Below are 18,903 nucleotides of genomic sequence, written 5' to 3'. Positions count from 1 at the left end.
AATATTCCACTCAAATCGACTATCGCCAGCTGGTATTGCCGGCAAGGGAGAAACGTCCGGCCCCGAGCAGCGCCACCGCCAGTGCCCCGATAAAGAAGTAGGCCAGGCTCTCGATGGCCCAGGCCCCGACCGCATCCAGCTGCCAGGTCTTGGCCGTGCCCACCATCAGCCAGGCCACCACCATGGTGAACGCCAGCACCAGCGCCGCCGGCCGGGTCAAGACGCCGAGGATGATCAGCAGGGGCGCAACCACTTCTCCCAGCAGCACCCCATAGGCGATAACCCCCGGCAGCCCCTTCGCCATCAGCATGGCGCTGATGCCATCCACACCATCTATCAGCTTGTGTAGGCCGTGAAACAGCATCAAGCCCCCGACGGCCAATCGCAGTAACAATTTGCCCATGTCTTCGTGGTGCAGCAGGCGATTGATGTTGTTCAGCAGTGTCTCAACCATGTGAATGAATTCCTTTTGATGATGTGTAATGCCAGCCGCCACTGGATAAGCTGACGTTCCGATCAGTCTGATCGTACGGCTCTACTCGAGCCCTCAGTCCTTCCACCTTACGCCGCATCCAGCTTCACAAGATTGAGAAAAATCAATGAAATGGAGTTAAATGATAACTATTCAATTCATATAGGCCCAGTTCGGCTGGTTAGAGCAATGGCTGCCGCACGCTTTGTCCTGACGACAAACTAAGGCTGATGGGTTGGCTTATTATTGGTGATCTTGTCAGCAAGAAGGCGGCAGATGGACGCAGTTAAAGACAAACGTATTCTTTATCTCTTGACGAGATCAACATCACAGGAGGGGTGACAAAAGGTGTCGCACCCAATGTCGCCTTCTGTATAATCCGCCCCGTTCAGGTCTTTCGTGTTCATAAAGAAACCAGTTCGAGTTTCTGGCGCACGACAAGGTGGCACTAAAAACAATTAGAAGATTCATCACAATGGGTTGCTACACCTCACGCATTTGCACGGGCGCAGTTGCGTTGTTTTTACTATTCGCTCAGGGCGTCGATGCTGCTGGGCCTTTGTCGTCTCCGCTGGATCAAAATGATGTTGAACGGCGCCAGCGTGCTCTGCTCGAGGATGCGGCCCGGCAGCGTGATGAGGTGGCGCGTCAGTTGCCGTTACCTGCCCCGGCAACGCCGGGTGATGCCGAGGCGAGTGGTCCTTGTTTCCAGGTGACCGAGATCCGCCTGGAGGGGAGCACAGTGCTGGATGCCAAGACCAGCGCCAGTCTCACCGACACTTATCTGAATACCTGCATGGGCCTCTCCCATATCAACGGTCTGATCCGTGCCGTTAGCCAGTGGTATCTGGCCAAGGGCTATATCACCAGTCGGGCCTTCCTGCCGGAGCAGGATCTTGCGACTGGCGTTCTGACCCTGGGGGTATTGGAGGGGCGCATCGAGGCCATAGTGGTGGATGGTCAACCCGACCCCATGACCCGAACTCTGTTCCCCGGTTTGGTTGGCGAGATCCTCAATCTGCGGGATCTTGAGCAGGGGGTGGATCAGCTCTCCCGGCTGCGGTCATTCTCCTATCGCCTCGATATTCAACCCGGTCACCAGGCAGGACTCTCCATCGTCAACCTCAAGGGAGGGCGAGCCTTCCCCGTACAGGGGAGCCTGGATCTGGATAACAGCGGCCAGCAGAGTACGGGAGAAGAGCAGGGACGCCTGTCGCTGAGCGCCGATGATCTGCTGTCGTTGGCCGATCAATGGACCCTGGGGGCTTCCAGCAGCACGGATGGGCGCGATGCCCATAATGCGGCGACCTGGCAAGCCGGCGTGAGCCTGCCCTACGGCTATTGGTTGCTGGATGCGGGTTATCAGTACAGCGAATACCGCAACGACGTGCAATCCCGCGGATTTGTGTTTGAGAGTCGGGGAGACACGCGCACCGTCACCGGCAACCTCGCCCGGACCCTCTATCGGGATGGGGAAAGCAAGATATCGGCGGTAGCCGGCATGACTCATCGTCAGAGCCGCAACCTCATCATGGAGCAGTTGCTGGAGAGCAGCAGCTATGAACTCTCCTCTCTTCGCCTTGGACTCAACTTGGCGACACGGATCGACCGCCACTTCTTTACCCTGAACCCGGCCCTGACCCTGGGTACCGACTGGTTCGGCGCCGACAGCGACCATGGCCGCTCCCCCCTGCTGCCCCAAGCCCAGTTTGAAAAATGGGGGCTGTTTGGTAGCTACAGTACGGCGGGGGAGCATCTGGGGTGGTTGTCGACCGGTTCGTTGCAATGGTCACCGGACGTGCTCTACAGCGTGGAGCGCCTCTCTCTGGGGGGAGAGGCTTCTGTACGCGGCTTCAAGGAGCAGAGCATCAGTGGAGACACCGGCGGCTACCTGCGTAACGAAGTGAGCTGGCAGGGACAGTCACCCGCCTGGCTTGGTCAGTGGCGTATCTGGCTAGCTCTGGACATGGGCCGGGTCGATTTGGGAAATCAGCAAGATAGCTGGCGCAGCCTGGTGGGAACCGCCGCCGGTTGGGAACAGCGCTATCAACACCTTACCGCCAACATCAGCATAGGGTTTCCCGTCAGCGCCCCTGGCTGGCTCAATCCCGACCCCTGGGTACTTTACTACCGCGCCAGCGTCACGTTTTAAGGAATAAGTCGATGACTATCATGACTGCCCGTCAGCCCCAACTCTCCCTGGTGTGCCGCGCCGTAGTGTACCAAATGTGTCTGATGATGGCGCTGCAGCCAGCTCATCCTGCCTTCGCTGAGGGGATCGCGGTGGCGACCGGTAATACCACCCTCAACCAGGCGGGGAACGGTGTGCCCATCGTGGACATTTCAATGCCAAATGGCGCCGGGATTTCTCACAACCTCTATACCGATTTCAACGTCGGTCAGGGGGGGGCCATTCTCAATAATGCTACCGGGCAGTTAACCCAGACCCAGCTGGGCGGGCTCATCCAGAATAACCCTCATCTGGGGGGACAAGCCGCCAGTGCCATTATTAATGAAGTCATCGGGGTCAATCCGTCCCAGCTGCAAGGGTATCTCGAGGTCGCAGGCCAGCAGGCGGGCGTGGTGGTGGCCAACCCCAATGGGCTGACCTGTGATGGTTGCGGTTTCATCAATACGCCGACCGTGACCTTGTCGACCGGCAAACCTGTGCTGGATGCCCAAGGGCAGTTGCAGATGCTGGATGTCAAACGCGGCACGCTGACGGTGGGAGGCAAGGGGCTGGATGCCAGCCGTCAGGCTTCCGTTGATCTGGTCGCGCGAGCAGTGCAGCTCAATGGCGCCTTGCACGGTAAAGAGGTCAACGTGATAGCCGGGGCCAATCAGGTCAACCGCCAGACCGGGGAGATCCGGGCCCAGGCTGGGGAAGGCCCGGCACCAGAAGTCGCCATCGATACCTCGGCCCTTGGTGGCATGTATGCAGGAAAGATCCGTCTTGTCTCAACCGAGCAGGGGGTCGGGGTCAATCTGGCCAATGCGGTGGCAAATCAAGGGGATCTGACCCTGGATGCCAGCGGGAAAATTCGACTGAGAGATTTATCCTCCACAGGCGCATTGCGGGTTGAGGGGCATGATGATGTTTCCCTGACCGGCAAGGTGCAGGCCGGTGGTCAGGCACAGATTGGCGCTGCGGGGACGCTGAGCGCACAGAATGCCGATATTCAGGTCGCGCAAGACGCTCGTCTTGCGGGCAAGTCGCTGCAGCTCGATCAGAGTAGCCTCACCAGCGGTGGTGCCCTGGCACTCAAAGCCGATGAGGGATTGACCCTCGCGGGGGGCAAGGTGCAAGCCGATGCTATCGACGTCAACGCCCGGGATATCAACGCGCGCACCACAATGGCAGCCAAGCGGGTTGCCCTGACGGCAGACGAGCTCGTTCAAGCGGGGGATCTGCAGGGGGACACCGTCAGCCTCGTCGGAAAAAACGTGCGCAACCATGGGAAGACCCAGGCAGGACAGACCCTGAATGTTCAAGGCCAGCACCTTGAGAATAAAGGTCTCCTCAAGAGTGGGCAGACGTTGGAGGTAGCGCTGAGTGACAGCGGTCGCAACGATGGTGTGCTGAGTTCGGCAGGTTCGTTGGATATCAAGGCTGGCAACCAGTGGGAGCAAGGCTCACAGGGCAAAAGTGAATCAGGTACCAAGACCACTCTGCAAGCTGGACGAGCGACCTTGGAGGGTGAGGTTGCTGCTCAGCAGCTTGCGGTGAATGCCAAAGCCTTGGCCGTCAGTGGCAAGGTGCGGGGAGAAGACGTCCGGCTGACGGCAGGCAAGCTCCATAACCAGGGCGAGATACAGGCGGGCCAGACCCTGAACTGGCAAGGTAGTGAGCTGGACAACAGTGGCAGCCTGCAGGGAGACAAGCATCTGGTGCTCAAGGGGGATTCCCTGAGCAACCAGGGCTCCCTGGCCGGTGGTGAGACCCTGGCAATCACGGCCGAGAAGCTGACCAACAAGGGGCGTATCGCCAGTCAGGATGTGGCGGTGGATGCCCATCAACTCAGTAGCACCGGTACGCTGCTGGGGGTATCACGGCTCACCCTTGACGGGGATGAGTTGGTACTGACGGGGCAGCAACTGACCGACGGTGAGCTGCAACTGGGCAGCCGGTTGTTGCAACTGAGTGGTCAGACACAGGTGGGAGGCAAGGCCCAGGTCACGGCCGAGGAAGGGCAGTTCGATGGGCTGCTTAAGGCCCAGTCGCTGGTGTTGGCGGTCAATCAGGCCAAGAGTGATGGCAAGCTGCACAGCCGGGAAGGGCTGCAGTGGCTGGGTCAACAGCTGACCACGGGTCAAAACAGCGAACTGATTGCGAACCAGGGGGTAACGCTGAGCGGTGAAGTGTTGACGCTGGGTGGCACTATCGGTGCCGGCAATGCACTGAATATCCAGGGTAAAGAAGTCAGCCAAAGTGGCGCTCTGGTCAGCGGCCAGGCCATGGTCATTAAGGCCGATGATTTGTCATTGGCGGGGCAGGTACAGGGGCAGTCCGTTCAACTAACCAGCGACCGTGGTCGTCAGCATGGTCGACTGCTGGCATCGGACAACTTGGTATGGCAAAGCTCGCAGCTTGAAGGTAATGGCTGGATGCAGGCGGGTGCCGATCTGACCCTGTCAGGAGATACCCTGATCCACAAGGGCACCGCACTGGCTCAGGGGCGCATGGCGCTCGATTTTTCCGAGCTAAGCAGTCAGGGAGGATTGTTCGCGCAAGATATGGCCTTGACGGGCTCTCGATTGATCCTGCAAGGAACACTGGAGACCACCCAGGGCGCTCAATTGCAGGGCGATACGCTGCAACTCGGTGGCGAGTCTCGCATTGGCACGGATCTGACCTTGGGTGCCACCTTGTTGAGCCTGTCTGGTACGCAGCAAATCGGTGGCGCGCTGCAGATCGGGGCGAAAGAGGCTGATCTTAATGGTGAACTGGAGGTTGGCGCAGATCTCAACGTGAAGGCGGAAACTCTGCGCAGCGTCGGCAAGGTGTTGGCCAAGCAGGCGGACATCGACGCAGGGCAGTGGGATCAACTGGGTTCGCTGGCAACTGACGATACGCTGGTCTGGCGTGGAACACGGCTGACCCAGCAAGACAAGGGTGTATTGCAGGCCGGTGGCCAGTTATCGCTGGCCGGTAAGACGGTGAACCTGGCGGGAACCTTGGCAGCCAAGGAGAACGTGGGCATTACGGCGGACAACTATATCCAGCTCGGCACGCTCAACACTGCCCAAGGCCTCAGTATTGATGCCGACAAGCTGCAACTGGGCGGCTCAACACAAGCCAGGACGGCGGCGTTGCAAAGTCGTGAGGGGCTGAGCAGTGGCCAGCACCTCATCGCAGATGGATTTACCTGGCAGAGCGATGAGTTGACCAATAAAGGGTGGTTACAGGCGGGCAAGGATCTGACTCTGACCACTCGCACACTCGATAACGATGGGACCCTCATTGCCGCGAGCAAACACAGCATCGAGGCCCAAGAGCGCCTGACCAACCAGGGAAGCTTGGCGGGTAACCAACTTTCCCTGACCAGCAAAGAGCTACAAAACAGTGGATTGCTGCAAGGCAAGCAAGGGGTCGAACTTTCGGCGGAGCGCGCCATCCTGACCGGGCGCCTCACCAGCCAGGGGGCTGTCCAGCTTGGTGCCAACCTCTTAGCCCTGGGAGGGAATGCCGATATTGGTGGTTCTTTGACCCTGAAGGGCGATGAGCAACAGCTGGCTGGTAACTGGCGCGTTGGCGGCCTGCTGCAGAGCACAGGGAAACAACTGACGCTCGATGGGGACTGGCAAGCCAGCCAATGGCAGCTGTTGGCCGACACCCTGGTCAACAAGGGGCGCTTGGCGAGCGAACAGACAGCGAACTTCAACGTCGGAGCAGTGCATAACCAGCAGGGGGCGACTCTGGTGGCCGGTGGGCCACTCACTCTGGTTGGCAAGAGCTTGTTGCAAGAAGGCTCCTGGCTCGGCGCAGGCGATCAGTCCATCAAGGTTGATGATGTGCAGCAGCATGGCCAGTGGGTCGGTGATGGCGCGCTGCAGATGGAAGGCTCCCAATTCAACAACAGCGGCGCCTTGCGTGCGGCCAGCATGGGACTGGCATTTGAACAGCTGACAAACCGCGGGCGGATGGAGAGCCTGGGGGAATTTGGTTGGGAGGGGAAACAATGGCACAACCTGGGTGCCTTGATCGCCAAAGGGGCGACCCTGTCGGGTCAACACCTCATCAACAGCGGTGATGTGGGCGTTCATCGGTTGACCATGGTGGCCACGGATCGTCTCGAGAACAATGGGGTGCTGGTTGGCAAGGATCTCATCAATCTGAATGCTGCAACCCTGGACTCTCAAGGGGACATGCTAAGCAGTGGCGATCTGACGCTGGAAGCCGACGCCTTGACCCTAGGTGGTCTCACCCAGGCCAAAAACCAACTCGCACTGACTACGGGCAAGGCAACGCTGGCAGGCAATGTCGTGGCCGACCGTCTGCAATGGAGTGGTCAGCATCTGGCCATGGGAGGGACAACCGTCGCCCGCGAGGCTGAACTCAGTGGCACCCAGATCTCCCTGGAGGGGACCCTCAAAGGGGATCGCCAGACACTGGAAGCCGGCACCCTGACTACAGGCAAGACAAGCAGTCTGCTGGCCAAGGAAAAGCAGCAGCTAAAAGCCGACCAGATGACATTGCAGGGCAGCATAGTGGCTGGTTTACAGCAGAAAATCCTGGCGACAGCCTTGACTCAGCAAGGTGTGCTGGCCAGCGGGGGAAGCCTGGCATTGCAGGTGGCGGATACCCTGCATAACGAAGGCAAGATCTCGAGTGAGACGCTTGCGCTGGAGGCTGGTCATATCGACAACGGCGGTGTGCTTGTCAGCAAGGGTGCGCTAGCCTTGAAAACTGGCGATCTGATCAACCGTGGTCATTGGCAATCTGATCAAGGCATCACGTTGACGGCAACTCGTCTGCTCAACAGCGGGCACTGGATCAGTGGTCTGGCACAGAGCCTGACGCTGGATGAGTTGGACAACAGCGGTACGCTGCAATCTGGCAGCGCCATGACCCTGACGGCGGAGCACCTTGATAGCCGTGGCAAGTTGTTGGCCAATCAGGACATGTCCCTGACTGCCGACGAGATAATTCTTGAGAACGGCAGCACCACGGCCAGTAACGGCCGGTTGGCACTCCATGCTGCGGATGTCAGCAGCGCTGGCATGCTCTCAGCCGCTGATGATCTGAGCTGGCAGGGGCAAAGCTTCAACCACAGTGGCACGACTGTCACGGATGGGGTGCTGCGGTTAGAAGGCGAAGCCTTGACGCTGGATGGTGCCTTGCAGGGGGGAACTGTCACCCTGAAGACGAACAACCTGACGACAGGAGGCAGTCTCAACAGCCAGGGCAATCTGGTGGTGAACGCCCGGGGCGCGGTTCAGCATGGTGGGCAGTTGCAAGGTGGCAATCTCGTTCTGAACAGTGCGAGCTGGCAAGGGGCGGGCACTCTGGGTAGCAACGGCACTCTGACGCTGCGCACCGGCCAACTGCAACAGCAGGGTCCATGGCGTATTCTCGGCGTGACCGATATCCAGGCGGATACTGTCAGGTTAAACGGATCTTTGATCAGTGGTGGCGATCTGACCCTGCTGAGCCGCGGCGATCTGAGTAGCAAGAGTGGCAGTCAGCTGGTATCGGGCGGTAACTTGTCGGTCGAAGGCAAGCTGCTGACTCAGCAGGGGCTCTGGCAGTCTGAGCGAGCGATGCAGATCAAGAGCAGCCGCGTTGAACAGCAGGGCGATCTGCTGGCAGGGACCGATCTCGGACTGCGCAGCGGTAGTTGGCAACAGAGTGGCAAGACTCGCGCCAATGGCACTTTGAATGCCATATTCACCGAGGATTCGGTACTTGCGGGCACGGTACAGGCAGATGGGGGAATCCTTCTCTCTGCGCCTTCACTGACTCTCAAGGGAACCCTGGCCTCTAAGGGCAATGTCAATCTCACCACCGCCTCCCAGCTAAGCCAGTTGGGCAATCTGCTCAGTGGCGGTGAACTGACTCTGGGGGCGGCTCGTATCGATCAGCAGGGTCGCATTGAGGCTGGTAGTTTGCAGAGCCGCGGCGAGCTGCAAAACGACGGCATCATGCTGGTTGCCGGTCAAGGAAGCCTGAGTGGCGCTCGACTGGATAACCGGGGAACCTTGCAAGGGGATGGGCTAACAATCACGAGTGCTCAACTCGATAACCGGGGTGCGTTACTCGCCAATAATCTGGCCATCATCAATGCCGGGGTTCAGAACCGTGGGCGTGTGCAGGGGGGCTCTGTGCGCCTTGAGACGCAGTCCCTCGACAATCAGCAGGGCGCCGTGCTGCGAGCACAGAACCAGGGCGATATTTCTGCTACCACGCTGAGCAATGCCAGCGAGCTTTCATCCGGCAACAGTTTATTCCTCAAGGGAAACCTGTTAAGCAACTCGGGTCTCGTCAGCGCCAACTGGCTGGAAGCCTCGCCACTGGCACGTCTGGTCAATACCGGCATCTTGTTCGGGCAGCAACTGACCCTGCGCAGTAACGACATCCATGCTCCCGGCAAGATCCTGGCGGGGCAGAAGGCCACGCTGGAGGCAGGCCAGGTAACCGGCATAGGTGAATGGCTGTCCGGTGGCGATCTCTCCCTTAAGGTTGGTTCATCACTTAATAGCCAGGGTACTCTGAGCGCCAAGGGCATACTGGACCTGCAGGTGCAAGGCAACTGGCAACATCAGGGACAGTGGGGGGCAGGTCAGCGTTTCCATGCGGGCGTCAGCGGTCAGCTGACCAATAGCGGGGCCCTGGTAAGCAACGGCGTGATGCAGCTGAGCGCCCAGCGACTGGAGAACAATGGCAGCGTCCAATCCGGTCAGGGTCTGACTCTGAATACCCAGGGTGAGCTTCGCAATACCGGGCTGATAGCCAGCAACGGAGATATGGGTTGGCAAGGTGATTCCCTTTATAACCGAGGAACTATCTATAGTGGCGGCACCCAGAATCTAACTGCCAACAGTAATTTGGCCAATGAATATGGCACTATTTTGGCTGAACGAGATGCGAATATTCGAGTTAACAATGGAAGCATAACCAACTCATCAGGAATCATAGAAGCTAGCGGAAGTTTGATGCTGACGGCTAATGACATTCTTAACCAACGAGCCAAGTTTGTGGTGAGTCGCCAGGGAGGTGAGAGTGCTCAACCACCGCAGACCAAGGTCGTCATGCCAACACTGTCTGTTTCTGTTAGGGGCGGTGCTGCTGATCATGATGATCAATATACTATTTGGGCAAACTACTCACGTACAGTGGCAGAAGCGGTCACTGGTGCCGAGATTCGAGTGTCGGAAGCTTCCGCAGAAGGTCAAATTACCGCGGGTCAACATCTACAATTGGCGTCGACGCATCTTAATAACGTTTACTCGAATATCACTGCCGGTGGCAATATTACCATTCAGTCCGGCGACGTAAAAAATGAGTCTCTATCAGAGGGAAAAGTTGAGCTTCAGTTGGAATATGGTCCTGCTGATGGATTCGGTCTGCGTAAGGTGGTGGGGGGTGGTCGCGGCTCTGGCCCCAGCGATCCTGGTGCCCCAAAGGCATCTCTGGCAGCGACTTATGTGTTACGTGCTGTCAATGAGGTCCAGCTTGAAGCTGGCAGGAAGTTCAACAGCATTATTTCCGCCGGCGGTAATCTAACTGGCACCGTTGCCGGAATGATAGATAACGTCACTATCAAAGCCAACGCTGGCCCGGTCAGCACCACCACCCAACGTCCCGGTATGTCATTGCCTCAAGCCGGGGGCGCAGGTACGGCCCCTGGACTGCAGGGGGATGCTCAATATCTTTCACAGGTGCTCAAGCCGGTCGGCCCCGATAACGGGGTACCGATGCCGGACTTCCAGTTGCCTTCGGGAGACAAGGGACTCTTTACCATCAATGACAGCGGTGACAACCCTTATCTGATCGAGGTCAATCCGCTGCTGGCCAACTTGGGGCAATCCGGCAACGGTATGATGGATCGTATCGATGCAGCTCTCCAGCAGCAGTTGCAGGGTACGGGACAACTCTCCTTCGATAGCATTTCTGGCAATGGTGGAATAACTGAGGCTAATGGTCAGAACGCGAACTGGTCGTTGCCTGGGCGTGTGATTGGCGAAGCTGCATCCCCCGATTTCCAAGACTTGAATGGCGTCAAGCCAGTCAACAATGGCCATGCCACCGTCTCTCAGCAATGGCAGCAGAGTCTGCAACCAGGTTTTGACTCCAATGTACAGGGTCCTCAGGTCGGGTCTGGCGTGACCGGTGTCTCTGGAAAATGGCAACAGAGTTTGCAACAGGGCTTCAATCCCAGTGGACAGGGGCCGCACATTTCGGGTGGACATTCGGGGTCAACCGGTCAATGGGAGCAAAGCCTGCAGGATGGATTTACCCATGCCGGTAGTGGGCCACAAGTTAGTGGAGGAGGGGGACAAGTCGCCGGCCAATGGCAACAGAGCCTACAAAATGGCTGGCAGGGTCAACCCGTTAGCGGCGTGACGGTGACGATGCCCGGCTCCGTGCAGATTAGCAGCCAGCCCGCGCCTGCCGTGGTCACGGCTCCAGTGGTTGAAACCAGTCCGGTTCTGACCCAGGTCGACCAGTTCCTTGGTTCCAATTACTTCTTCGATCAGGTGAACTTCACCCCGGAGAAAGACATCAAGCTGCTCGGGGATGCGGCCTTCGATACCCGCGTTATCCGTGATGCGGTATTGGCCCAGACCGGTCGGCGCTTCATCAACAACGAGATGGGATCTGATCTGGCTCAGATGAAGGCTCTGATCGACAACGCGGCCAAGAACCAGCGTGAGCTTGGGCTCTCTCCAGGGGTTGCCTTGAGCGCCGAGCAGGTGGCCCAACTCGGCCGCAGCATGGTGTGGTGGGAGCCAGTCTGGTATCAGGGCAAGGTCGTGCTCGCACCCAAGCTCTACCTGACCGAAGCCGACAAACGCCACCTCTCCGGTAGTGTCATCACTGCCGCCAATATCGATCTGACTGCGGGGGGCATCAACAACAGCGGTACCCTGCTGGCCGATGGCACCCTATCCCTCAAGAGCGGCAGCACCCTGGTCAACCAGGGTCAGATCCAGGCCGGTGGGCGTCTCGAGCTGATTGCCAAGGGAGACATCCTCAACCAGAACCTCATCAAGGGGGGAGATGTTACCATTGCCTCGCTGGACGGATCGATTCGCAACGAAACCCAGACCGCTCAGCGTCATGTGGATGTCAACGGAGTGCTGTCGAGCGAACTCACCGATCAGACCCGCTTCAGCCGCACCGACGTGGGGGACATCGCCCGTATCGAGTCAACAGGCAACCTCTTGCTGCAAGCCGGGCAGGATATCTCCCTGTCAGCCAGCAATCTCCTCGCGGGCCTCGACATGTCCCTCTCGGCAGGGAGGGATATCACCATCGGCAGCCTGGAGGATCGTAGCAAGTGGGAAGAGGGCCAGAACCGCTTCACCCGGGTCGAGCAGATGATGAGCAGCCTGGATGCGGGTCGTTCATTGGTCCTTTCGGCAGACAGGGATCTGAATATCAGTGCCACCTCCCTCACGGCGAAAGGGGATGCACTGTTGCAGGCTGGCAACGAACTCAATTTGAAAACCGCGGATAACCAAGCCTCCTTGCATACCACTCGCCGCAATGGCTATGACATCGAACGTCAGAGTGAAGAGGTGGGGGTCAACCTGACCGCCAGCAACATAGCGTTGCGTTCGGGCGGGGATCTCAACCTGCGCGCCGCCAGCGTACAGGCGGCGGAGCAACTGTCGGCCACCGCTGGGCGAGATCTTCTGGTCGAGTCCGGTGAGACCACCGACTACCGTGAGTCTTATACCAAGGAGACAAAGAAGAAGGCGTTCAGCAAGAAGACCACCACTACCCATGACATCGTCGAGCAACATGCCGCCCAGGCCAGCGATCTGGGTGGCCAGTACGTGCTGCTCAAGGCGCAGCAGGATATGGATATCAAGGGAAGCAATGTGGTCGGGGATCTCGGTGCTACCTTGCTGGCGGGCCGCGATCTGAATATTTCCGCTGTCGATCTGCTGAGCCGCGAGATGCACTTCAGCGAGACCAAACGCTCCGGCCTGATGGGCGGCGGCGGTCTGGGGGTCACCATCGGCAAGCAGCAGCAAAGCAGCGACATGATGGGCACCACTCTGGCCAAAGAGGGCTCCAGCGTCGGCAGCGTGCAGGGAAATGTTACCCTGCAGGCGGGCAATCAGCTGGTGGTGGCGGGCAGCGATGTCATCGCCGGCAAGGATATCCTGATGACGGGCAAGGATGTCGCCATCCTGTCCGAGCAGCAGATCATCACGCGCAAGGAGGAGTTCAAGAGCCAGAAATCTGGCCTGACCCTGGCCTTGACCGGGGGGGCCGTCACCGCCGTACAGGCTGCCTATGATACCGCCAAGACCAGCAAGGAGAGCAGCAACGATCGCCTGGTCGCCCTGCAAGGCACCAAGGCGGCGATGAGTGGTTACCAGGCCTGGGAGGCATCGCAACTAAGCTCCGGAAGCCCCGGTGGGGTGCCTGACGCCTCCTTCATTGGCATCGCCATTTCGGTGGGCAACCAGCGTAGCCACTCGAGCAACCAGAGCAGTGAGAGCAATGCCTTCACCTCAGAGGTCAACGCAGGCGGCGATGTGACCATAGTTGCCAAGGGGGATGCAGCCAATACCTCGGGTGATCTCCTGATGACAGGCAGTAGCGTCAAGGGGCAGAACGTGACCCTGGGCGCGGCCCGTGATCTGGTGTTGCAATCGGCAGTCAACAGCAGCGATAGCAAAGGCAGCAACCATAGCAGCGGCTGGAATGTGGGGCTTAGTATCGGGGTGTCCCAAGGCAGCTTCGGGATCAGCATCTTTGCCAATATGAATGCCGCCAAGGGCAAGGAGAATGGCGATTCGGATCGCTATACCGAAACCAATGTCACTGCCGGCAATGCGCTGACACTTACCTCGGGCCGTGATGCAACCCTGCTCGGGGCCATGGTCAGCGGCGACAAGGTCAGTGCCGATATAGGCCGCAACCTGACCCTCACCAGTCAGCAGGATAACGATCACTACCAGAGCAAGCAGAGCAGCATAGCAGCGGGAGGCAGCTTCACCTTTGGCTCCATGTCAGGCTCTGGCTACATCAATGCCAGTCGCCAAAAGATTAACAGCGACTTCGAGAGCGTGGTGGAACAAACCGGGGTCTTTGCCGGCAAACAGGGCTTCGATATCCGGGTCGGTGAGCATACCCAGCTCAATGGTGCCGTGCTGGCGGGCAGTGAGGACGATAGCAAGAATCGGCTCTCTACCGGCACGCTGGGTTGGAGCGATCTGGCCAACCGCGCCGATTACAAGGTCGAAAGCCAGAGCATAGGCATCAGTGGCAGTGGTGGTTCCAAGGAGGAGGGATTCTCAGGCAAAGGAAAGCCGACGGCAGCTACCATGCTGGGGGGGGGCAACAGTAGCGGCAGTGCCAGCTCGACCACTCATGCATCCATCAGCGCGGGTCAGATAGAGATCCGTAATGAAGAGGCGCAGCAGCAGGATCTAGTAACCCTGCATCGGGATCCGACCCAGGCGGCCAACGGCCTCTCACCCATCTTCGACAAGCAGAAAGAGCTGGAGAGGATGCAGGAGGCCCAGATGATCGGCGAAGTCGGGCAGCAGGCGACCCAGTTGGTGGTGACCAAATATCTGGGGAAGGCGAACGAGCAAGCCAAGGAAGATCCCGAGTATGCCCAGAGCAAGGAGTACAAGGAGCTCCAAGCAAAATGGGGGGTCGGCAGTGACTTCCAGCGGGGTATGCAGGCGGCGACAGCCGCCCTGCAAGGACTGGCCGGCGGGAATATCACTCAGGCCGCTGCCGGTGCCGCGGCCCCTTATCTGGCTCAGTTGATTAAACAGCAAACCCCGGAGGGTCCATCCAGGGTGATGGCCCATGCCCTGGTACAGGGAGCCCTGGCCGCCGCCCAGAACAAGAATGCCATGGTCAGCGCTACCGGCGCCGCCACCGGCGAGTTGGTCGGCATGTTGGCGACTGAACTCTACCACAAAGAGGCAAGCCAGCTGACCGAAGGCGAGAAGGAGACCGTCTCCACCCTGGCGACCCTGGCCGCAGGACTGGCCGGTGGCCTGACCGGTGATAGCAGTACCGAGGTGTTGGCGGGAGCACAGACCGGGAAGACTGTGGTGGAGAATAACTGGCTAAGCCAAATCGAGTCCCGACAATTTGATAAAGAGTTATCTGACTGCAAAGAGTCCGGAGGTGACTGCAGCAGAGTTATTGAAAAATACATTAATAAAAGCAACGAAAACAGTAAAAAACTGGCTAACTCCTGTACTGGAGGTGGTGTAACCTGTGTCTCTTGGGAAGATTTTATTCAGGCCAATACTAATGTTGCGATGGATGCAGATCCCCAACAAATCAGGTTGAGTGAGAAATTGAAAGATCCTGATGCTGCTGCAATAGTGAAGTATCTAAACGGGACGGATCTGAAATTCCTTAAGGATAATATTACGACAGGTGATCGGATTATGGATGTGGTATTGACCCCTACCTCTTGGCCTGTCGCCCTAATGGGAGGGAAGGCGATCATTACTAATGCAGTTAAAAATACTAAAGAACAGCTTATTGCGGTGGGCGTCGCAGGGGCGGCGAATGCAGGTATTCAATATGGTGTTACCGGTGAGATAAAACTATCTGATGTACTTGGTTCTGTAATCCTCGGCGGAATCACAGCAGGTAAAGGTTACAATCCAACAGTATCTTGGAATGCTGCTGGCGGTTATTACCAAGCTGAAATTAGCGGTGATGATCCGTTTATGGCCGCATTGCTGAGTAAAACTGGGGCGTCTGCAGGTTATGCTGCTGGGAATGTAATCAAAGTGCCGTTCGATAAAAAGCTAAATCCAATATCAAAACAATATGAGTGGGCACCTACAGGCGTCTGGACAATAACGAAACCAGTACCACAACATCCATTGCCATCAATAGTCGGTAATATTGGTGACTCTGCAGTATCAGGGATGGTTGAGGATAAGCTGGAAGGTGGTGGTAAGTGATAAAAAATAAATATGCATCATTACTTAACCTTTTGTGCTTATGTTGTGCGATGTGCATAATATTGTTTGTTCTAACAATCTTTGGGCGTTTGTTAGGTGCTTGGTTGGCTTGGGATATGAGTAATGCATTTCCATTCTCTCGCGATGATTTTTTTATTTGCCTCAAACAGACTTGGATGGGGTTGCCTTCCGGTTTTATTTTTTGGTTATTTTATTATCGATGATGGGGGGAGATTCTGGGACACCCACTTTTTTGACAGAGGGGTAGCGGTTTGTTTGGTTTGAGGCATCACTGCCAAGGAACTTGCCATGACCATTGCTCGTTCACGTCAAATCAGTCTGCAGGATACGCCATACTACCACGTGGTCAGCCGCTGTGTGTGGCGGGCCTTCCGGTGTGGGAAAGAGCAGAGTTACGAGCATCGTCGCCAGTGGGTGGTAGACAAGCTGGGCCAGTTGTCGCGGATTTTTGCCATTGGTATCTGCACCTATGCGGTGATGATCAACCTGTATCACCTGGTCCTGAAAGTGGGTGCCGAGCAGGCGCAAGGCTGGAGCAAGCGGGAAGTGGCCGAGCACTGGGCGGCACTGTTCCAATGGCCGCTGTTGGTATGGCATTGGTATCAGCGATATTAATTAGGCATATTGGAACACATCTTTTTGATATGGCCCCGCCAGTGTGGTGGGGTTTTGTCTTGTCGGGGATGTGATTATTCCCCATAGAGTCTGATCTCGAGCACATTGGCGATGGCGCTGCCGTTCCAGTGGTACTCCAGATGCTGGGTCTGGTGGATCTTGGTGATGAGGCGGGGGCGGTAGAGCACGTAGCAGTCGTGGCCGCTGTGGCGCACCGAGCGGTAGTGGATGCCATCCTGACCCTGGGTCTGCTGCTCCCGGGCAAACTCCTGAGACTGCCCATAGTCGGTGGCGTGATAGAGGGGGGAGGCGAGGTAACTCTCCCCGCGGATATCGATGAGGCGAGCACAGAACTCGGTGTGGAGCACCCGCATCTGCAGCTTCTGGGCCGGCTCCTGGGTGTAACCGAAGACGCGCTCCTGGTGATAGACGGTCTCCTTCACCGCGGTATCGAGCAGGGGGGCGCAGTAGTAGCCGCCAAAGTCCCCCGTGGTGAAGCGGGCCCCCTCCGGATTGAGGTGGGTGAAGGCCGCCATCACATAGCTGCCACCGGCCAGTCCCACCAGCCAGTCTTCTTTTGGCACCCTGCCAAGATCTCCGGCTTCTTCCTTCAACCTGTCGTTGGTGAGGGCCTCGACGGCCCAGACCGCCTCCAGCTCGTCGGCGTTGGCCACGTCTTCATAGAGGCAGATGGGGGGATAGCGGCTCGGGATGATGCGAAAGGCGTGCTGATCGTCCAGCTCGCTGAGGGGCGGAGCGGCTGTCATCAGGCCTGACCCCCACGCCAGGCGTGCAAGCGGGTCGCGACCTCATAGAGATCGGCCACGCGCCCCCCCTGCATGACGTCCATGGCGCTGCGCCCGGCGAAGAAGGGGTGGCTGTTGGGTTTGCGCACCCAGCCGTAGATGCTCTCATCGAGGCTGAACAGCAGTCGCAGGCTCTTGTGGATGTTGAGGATGTAGCTCATCCGCTCCTGCAGATCGACCCCAAGGCGTATGCCGCCGCTCGATTCCTTGTACTTGTTCAAGGTTGAACGGGACGAGATGCCAAGCAGGGTCAGCTGTTCATCTGTGCTGCACTGCCATTTATCCAGGATGCGGAACACCACCGGCAGCGCCTTGCTGGGATCGATGGCGTTCTCTTGGTGAGATACCTGTGCTGTTGCAACCATGATGCCTCCTGAACCTCTGTGCCGAAGCGGGCACGGATACGACTATTGCTTGGTTCTCAGTGTAGAAGAGTTGTGCATATATGTACACATGTATACAGATTTTCATCTATATGTTCATTATTGCTATGGATGGGTCTCTTGGTCAGTCTATGGCTGGGATCAGAAAGGGGACCAATAAAAAGCCCCGCCAATGGGGCGGGGCTTTTATCTTTTGAACCGATGAGGATCAGAGGGCTGGCAGGAAACCGAGGCTCACGCTGACCTGTACACCGACGATCAGCACCCCCATGGCACCGGCCAGACCCAGAGCCAGCACGCCACCCGGGGCGCGGTAGTGGTGCGCCTCGGCCCGTTTGCGGCTCTGCCACACCAGGGCCACCGGCAGCAGCACCGCCAGCACTGCCAGCGCTATGGCGGCGTAGCCGAGCGCCATGATGAAGCCTTGCGGGAAGTAGAGGGCAAACAGCAGGGGTGGCACAAAGGTGATGAGCCCGGTCTGGCTACGACCCTGCCAGTTATCCTTGCGGCGGGTCACCTTGGCCATGAAGTCAAACAAACCCAGGGTCACCCCGAGGAAGGAGGTGGCCAGCGCCAGGTCTGCAAACAGATGCATCGCCTGATTGAACGCAGGCCAGCTGACCAGGTTGCCGACGTTGGCGAGCAGGCTGTCGAGCGCCCCGCCGGTCTGGATCAGGCTCTCTTGGCCGAGCAGCCCCAGGATGGCGACCTGCCACAGTACGTAGAGGATGAGTGGCAGGGCTGAACCCCACACGAAAACTCTGCGCAGCTGCTTGGGGCAATCGCCGAGGTAGAGCATCACGCTCGGGATGGAGCCGTGGAAGCCGAACGAGGTGAAGATGACCGGCAGACCCGCCAGCAGCAGGCCCTGACCGAGCGGCATGGAGAGCAGGTGCTGGCCCTCGGCGCGGGGCAGCAGCAGGGCCAGCACTCCCACCATGATCACCAATTTCACGGTGAACATCAGCCGGTTGAGGTAATCCACCTGCCTGGTGCCGACGCACACCATACCGCCAAACAGCAGGGTGAAGGCCCAGGCGGCCTGCTCCTGACTGACGCTCATGCCCGCATCGGCCAGGGCCTGGGCCAGCAGGCTGCTGCCGCCACTGATGTAGGCGGAGGCCAGCGAATAGAACAGCATCAGGATGCAGAAGGAGGCGATGCGCTTGCCCCAGGGGCCGAGCAGCTGATCCGCCAACTGGTGCAGGTACCACTTGCCGGTGTTGAGGCTCGCCTCCACTTGCAGCATGGCGGTGAAGGCCATCAGGGCCCAGAGCCCGACCATCAGCAGCAGGGTGGCGGGGCCGCCGAGGGAAGAAGAAGCCAGCGGCAGGGCCAGCATGCCGGCGCCGATCGTGGTGCCGGCGATGAGCAGGGTACAACCGAGAGTCTTGGTGTTCATGAGGTTCATCCGAAACGAAAAAGAGATGCCAGGGGCAGTGGTGGCAAGGCGCCTCCGGGGGTGAGGCCGGAGGCTAGC

General features: G+C 58.3%; 6 protein-coding genes and 1 pseudogene. 3 read left to right on the top strand and 4 right to left on the bottom strand.

Annotation, left to right across the window (positions count from 1 at the left end; all coding sequences use genetic code 11):
- Positions 1-19 precede the first annotated feature (19 nt).
- Positions 20-454, bottom strand: coding sequence for a DoxX family protein (locus tag CUC44_RS13810; RefSeq protein ID WP_100860499.1), 435 nt, complete (start codon positions 452-454; stop codon positions 20-22).
- Between the two features lie 670 nt (positions 455-1,124).
- Between CUC44_RS13810 and CUC44_RS13805 the strand changes: the two genes are divergently transcribed.
- The 3 genes and pseudogenes from CUC44_RS13805 to CUC44_RS13795 form a co-directional block, all read left to right on the top strand.
- On the top strand, positions 1,125-2,624 hold the full coding sequence (locus tag CUC44_RS13805; RefSeq protein WP_167388909.1) for a ShlB/FhaC/HecB family hemolysin secretion/activation protein: 1,500 nt from the start codon (positions 1,125-1,127) through the stop codon (positions 2,622-2,624).
- Between the two features lie 11 nt (positions 2,625-2,635).
- Positions 2,636-15,598 carry a two-partner secretion domain-containing protein gene (locus CUC44_RS13800; RefSeq protein WP_100860497.1) on the top strand — a complete coding sequence of 4,321 codons (12,963 nt, stop codon included), beginning with the start codon at positions 2,636-2,638 and terminating at the stop codon, positions 15,596-15,598.
- 309 nt (positions 15,599-15,907) lie between these two features.
- A pseudogene (locus tag CUC44_RS13795) lies at positions 15,908-16,225 on the top strand (alpha-amylase family glycosyl hydrolase); the annotation flags it as partial.
- An 83-nt stretch (positions 16,226-16,308) separates the two neighbouring features.
- On the opposite strand, the gene CUC44_RS13790 reads toward CUC44_RS13795, so the two are convergent.
- From CUC44_RS13790 to CUC44_RS13780, 3 genes are all read right to left on the bottom strand, one after another.
- Positions 16,309-17,001: an RES family NAD+ phosphorylase gene (locus CUC44_RS13790; protein WP_100860496.1), complete on the bottom strand. Its 693-nt coding sequence runs from the start codon at positions 16,999-17,001 to the stop codon at positions 16,309-16,311.
- Positions 17,001-17,405 carry an MbcA/ParS/Xre antitoxin family protein gene (locus CUC44_RS13785; protein ID WP_100860495.1) on the bottom strand — a complete coding sequence of 135 codons (405 nt, stop codon included), beginning with the start codon at positions 17,403-17,405 and terminating at the stop codon, positions 17,001-17,003. The genes CUC44_RS13790 and CUC44_RS13785 overlap by 1 nt, the downstream gene beginning before the upstream one ends.
- Positions 17,406-17,631: 226 nt before the next feature.
- Positions 17,632-18,825, bottom strand: a complete 1,194-nt coding sequence (locus CUC44_RS13780) for an aromatic amino acid transport family protein (RefSeq protein ID WP_100860494.1) — start codon at positions 18,823-18,825, stop codon at positions 17,632-17,634.
- Between the last annotated feature and the right edge of the window lie 78 nt (positions 18,826-18,903).

It is taken from the genome of Aeromonas lusitana, assembly GCF_002812985.1.
Taxonomy (GTDB): domain Bacteria; phylum Pseudomonadota; class Gammaproteobacteria; order Enterobacterales; family Aeromonadaceae; genus Aeromonas; species Aeromonas lusitana.
Note: the sequence above shows the minus strand (reverse complement) of the source record. Positions and strands in the feature narration are given on the sequence as shown.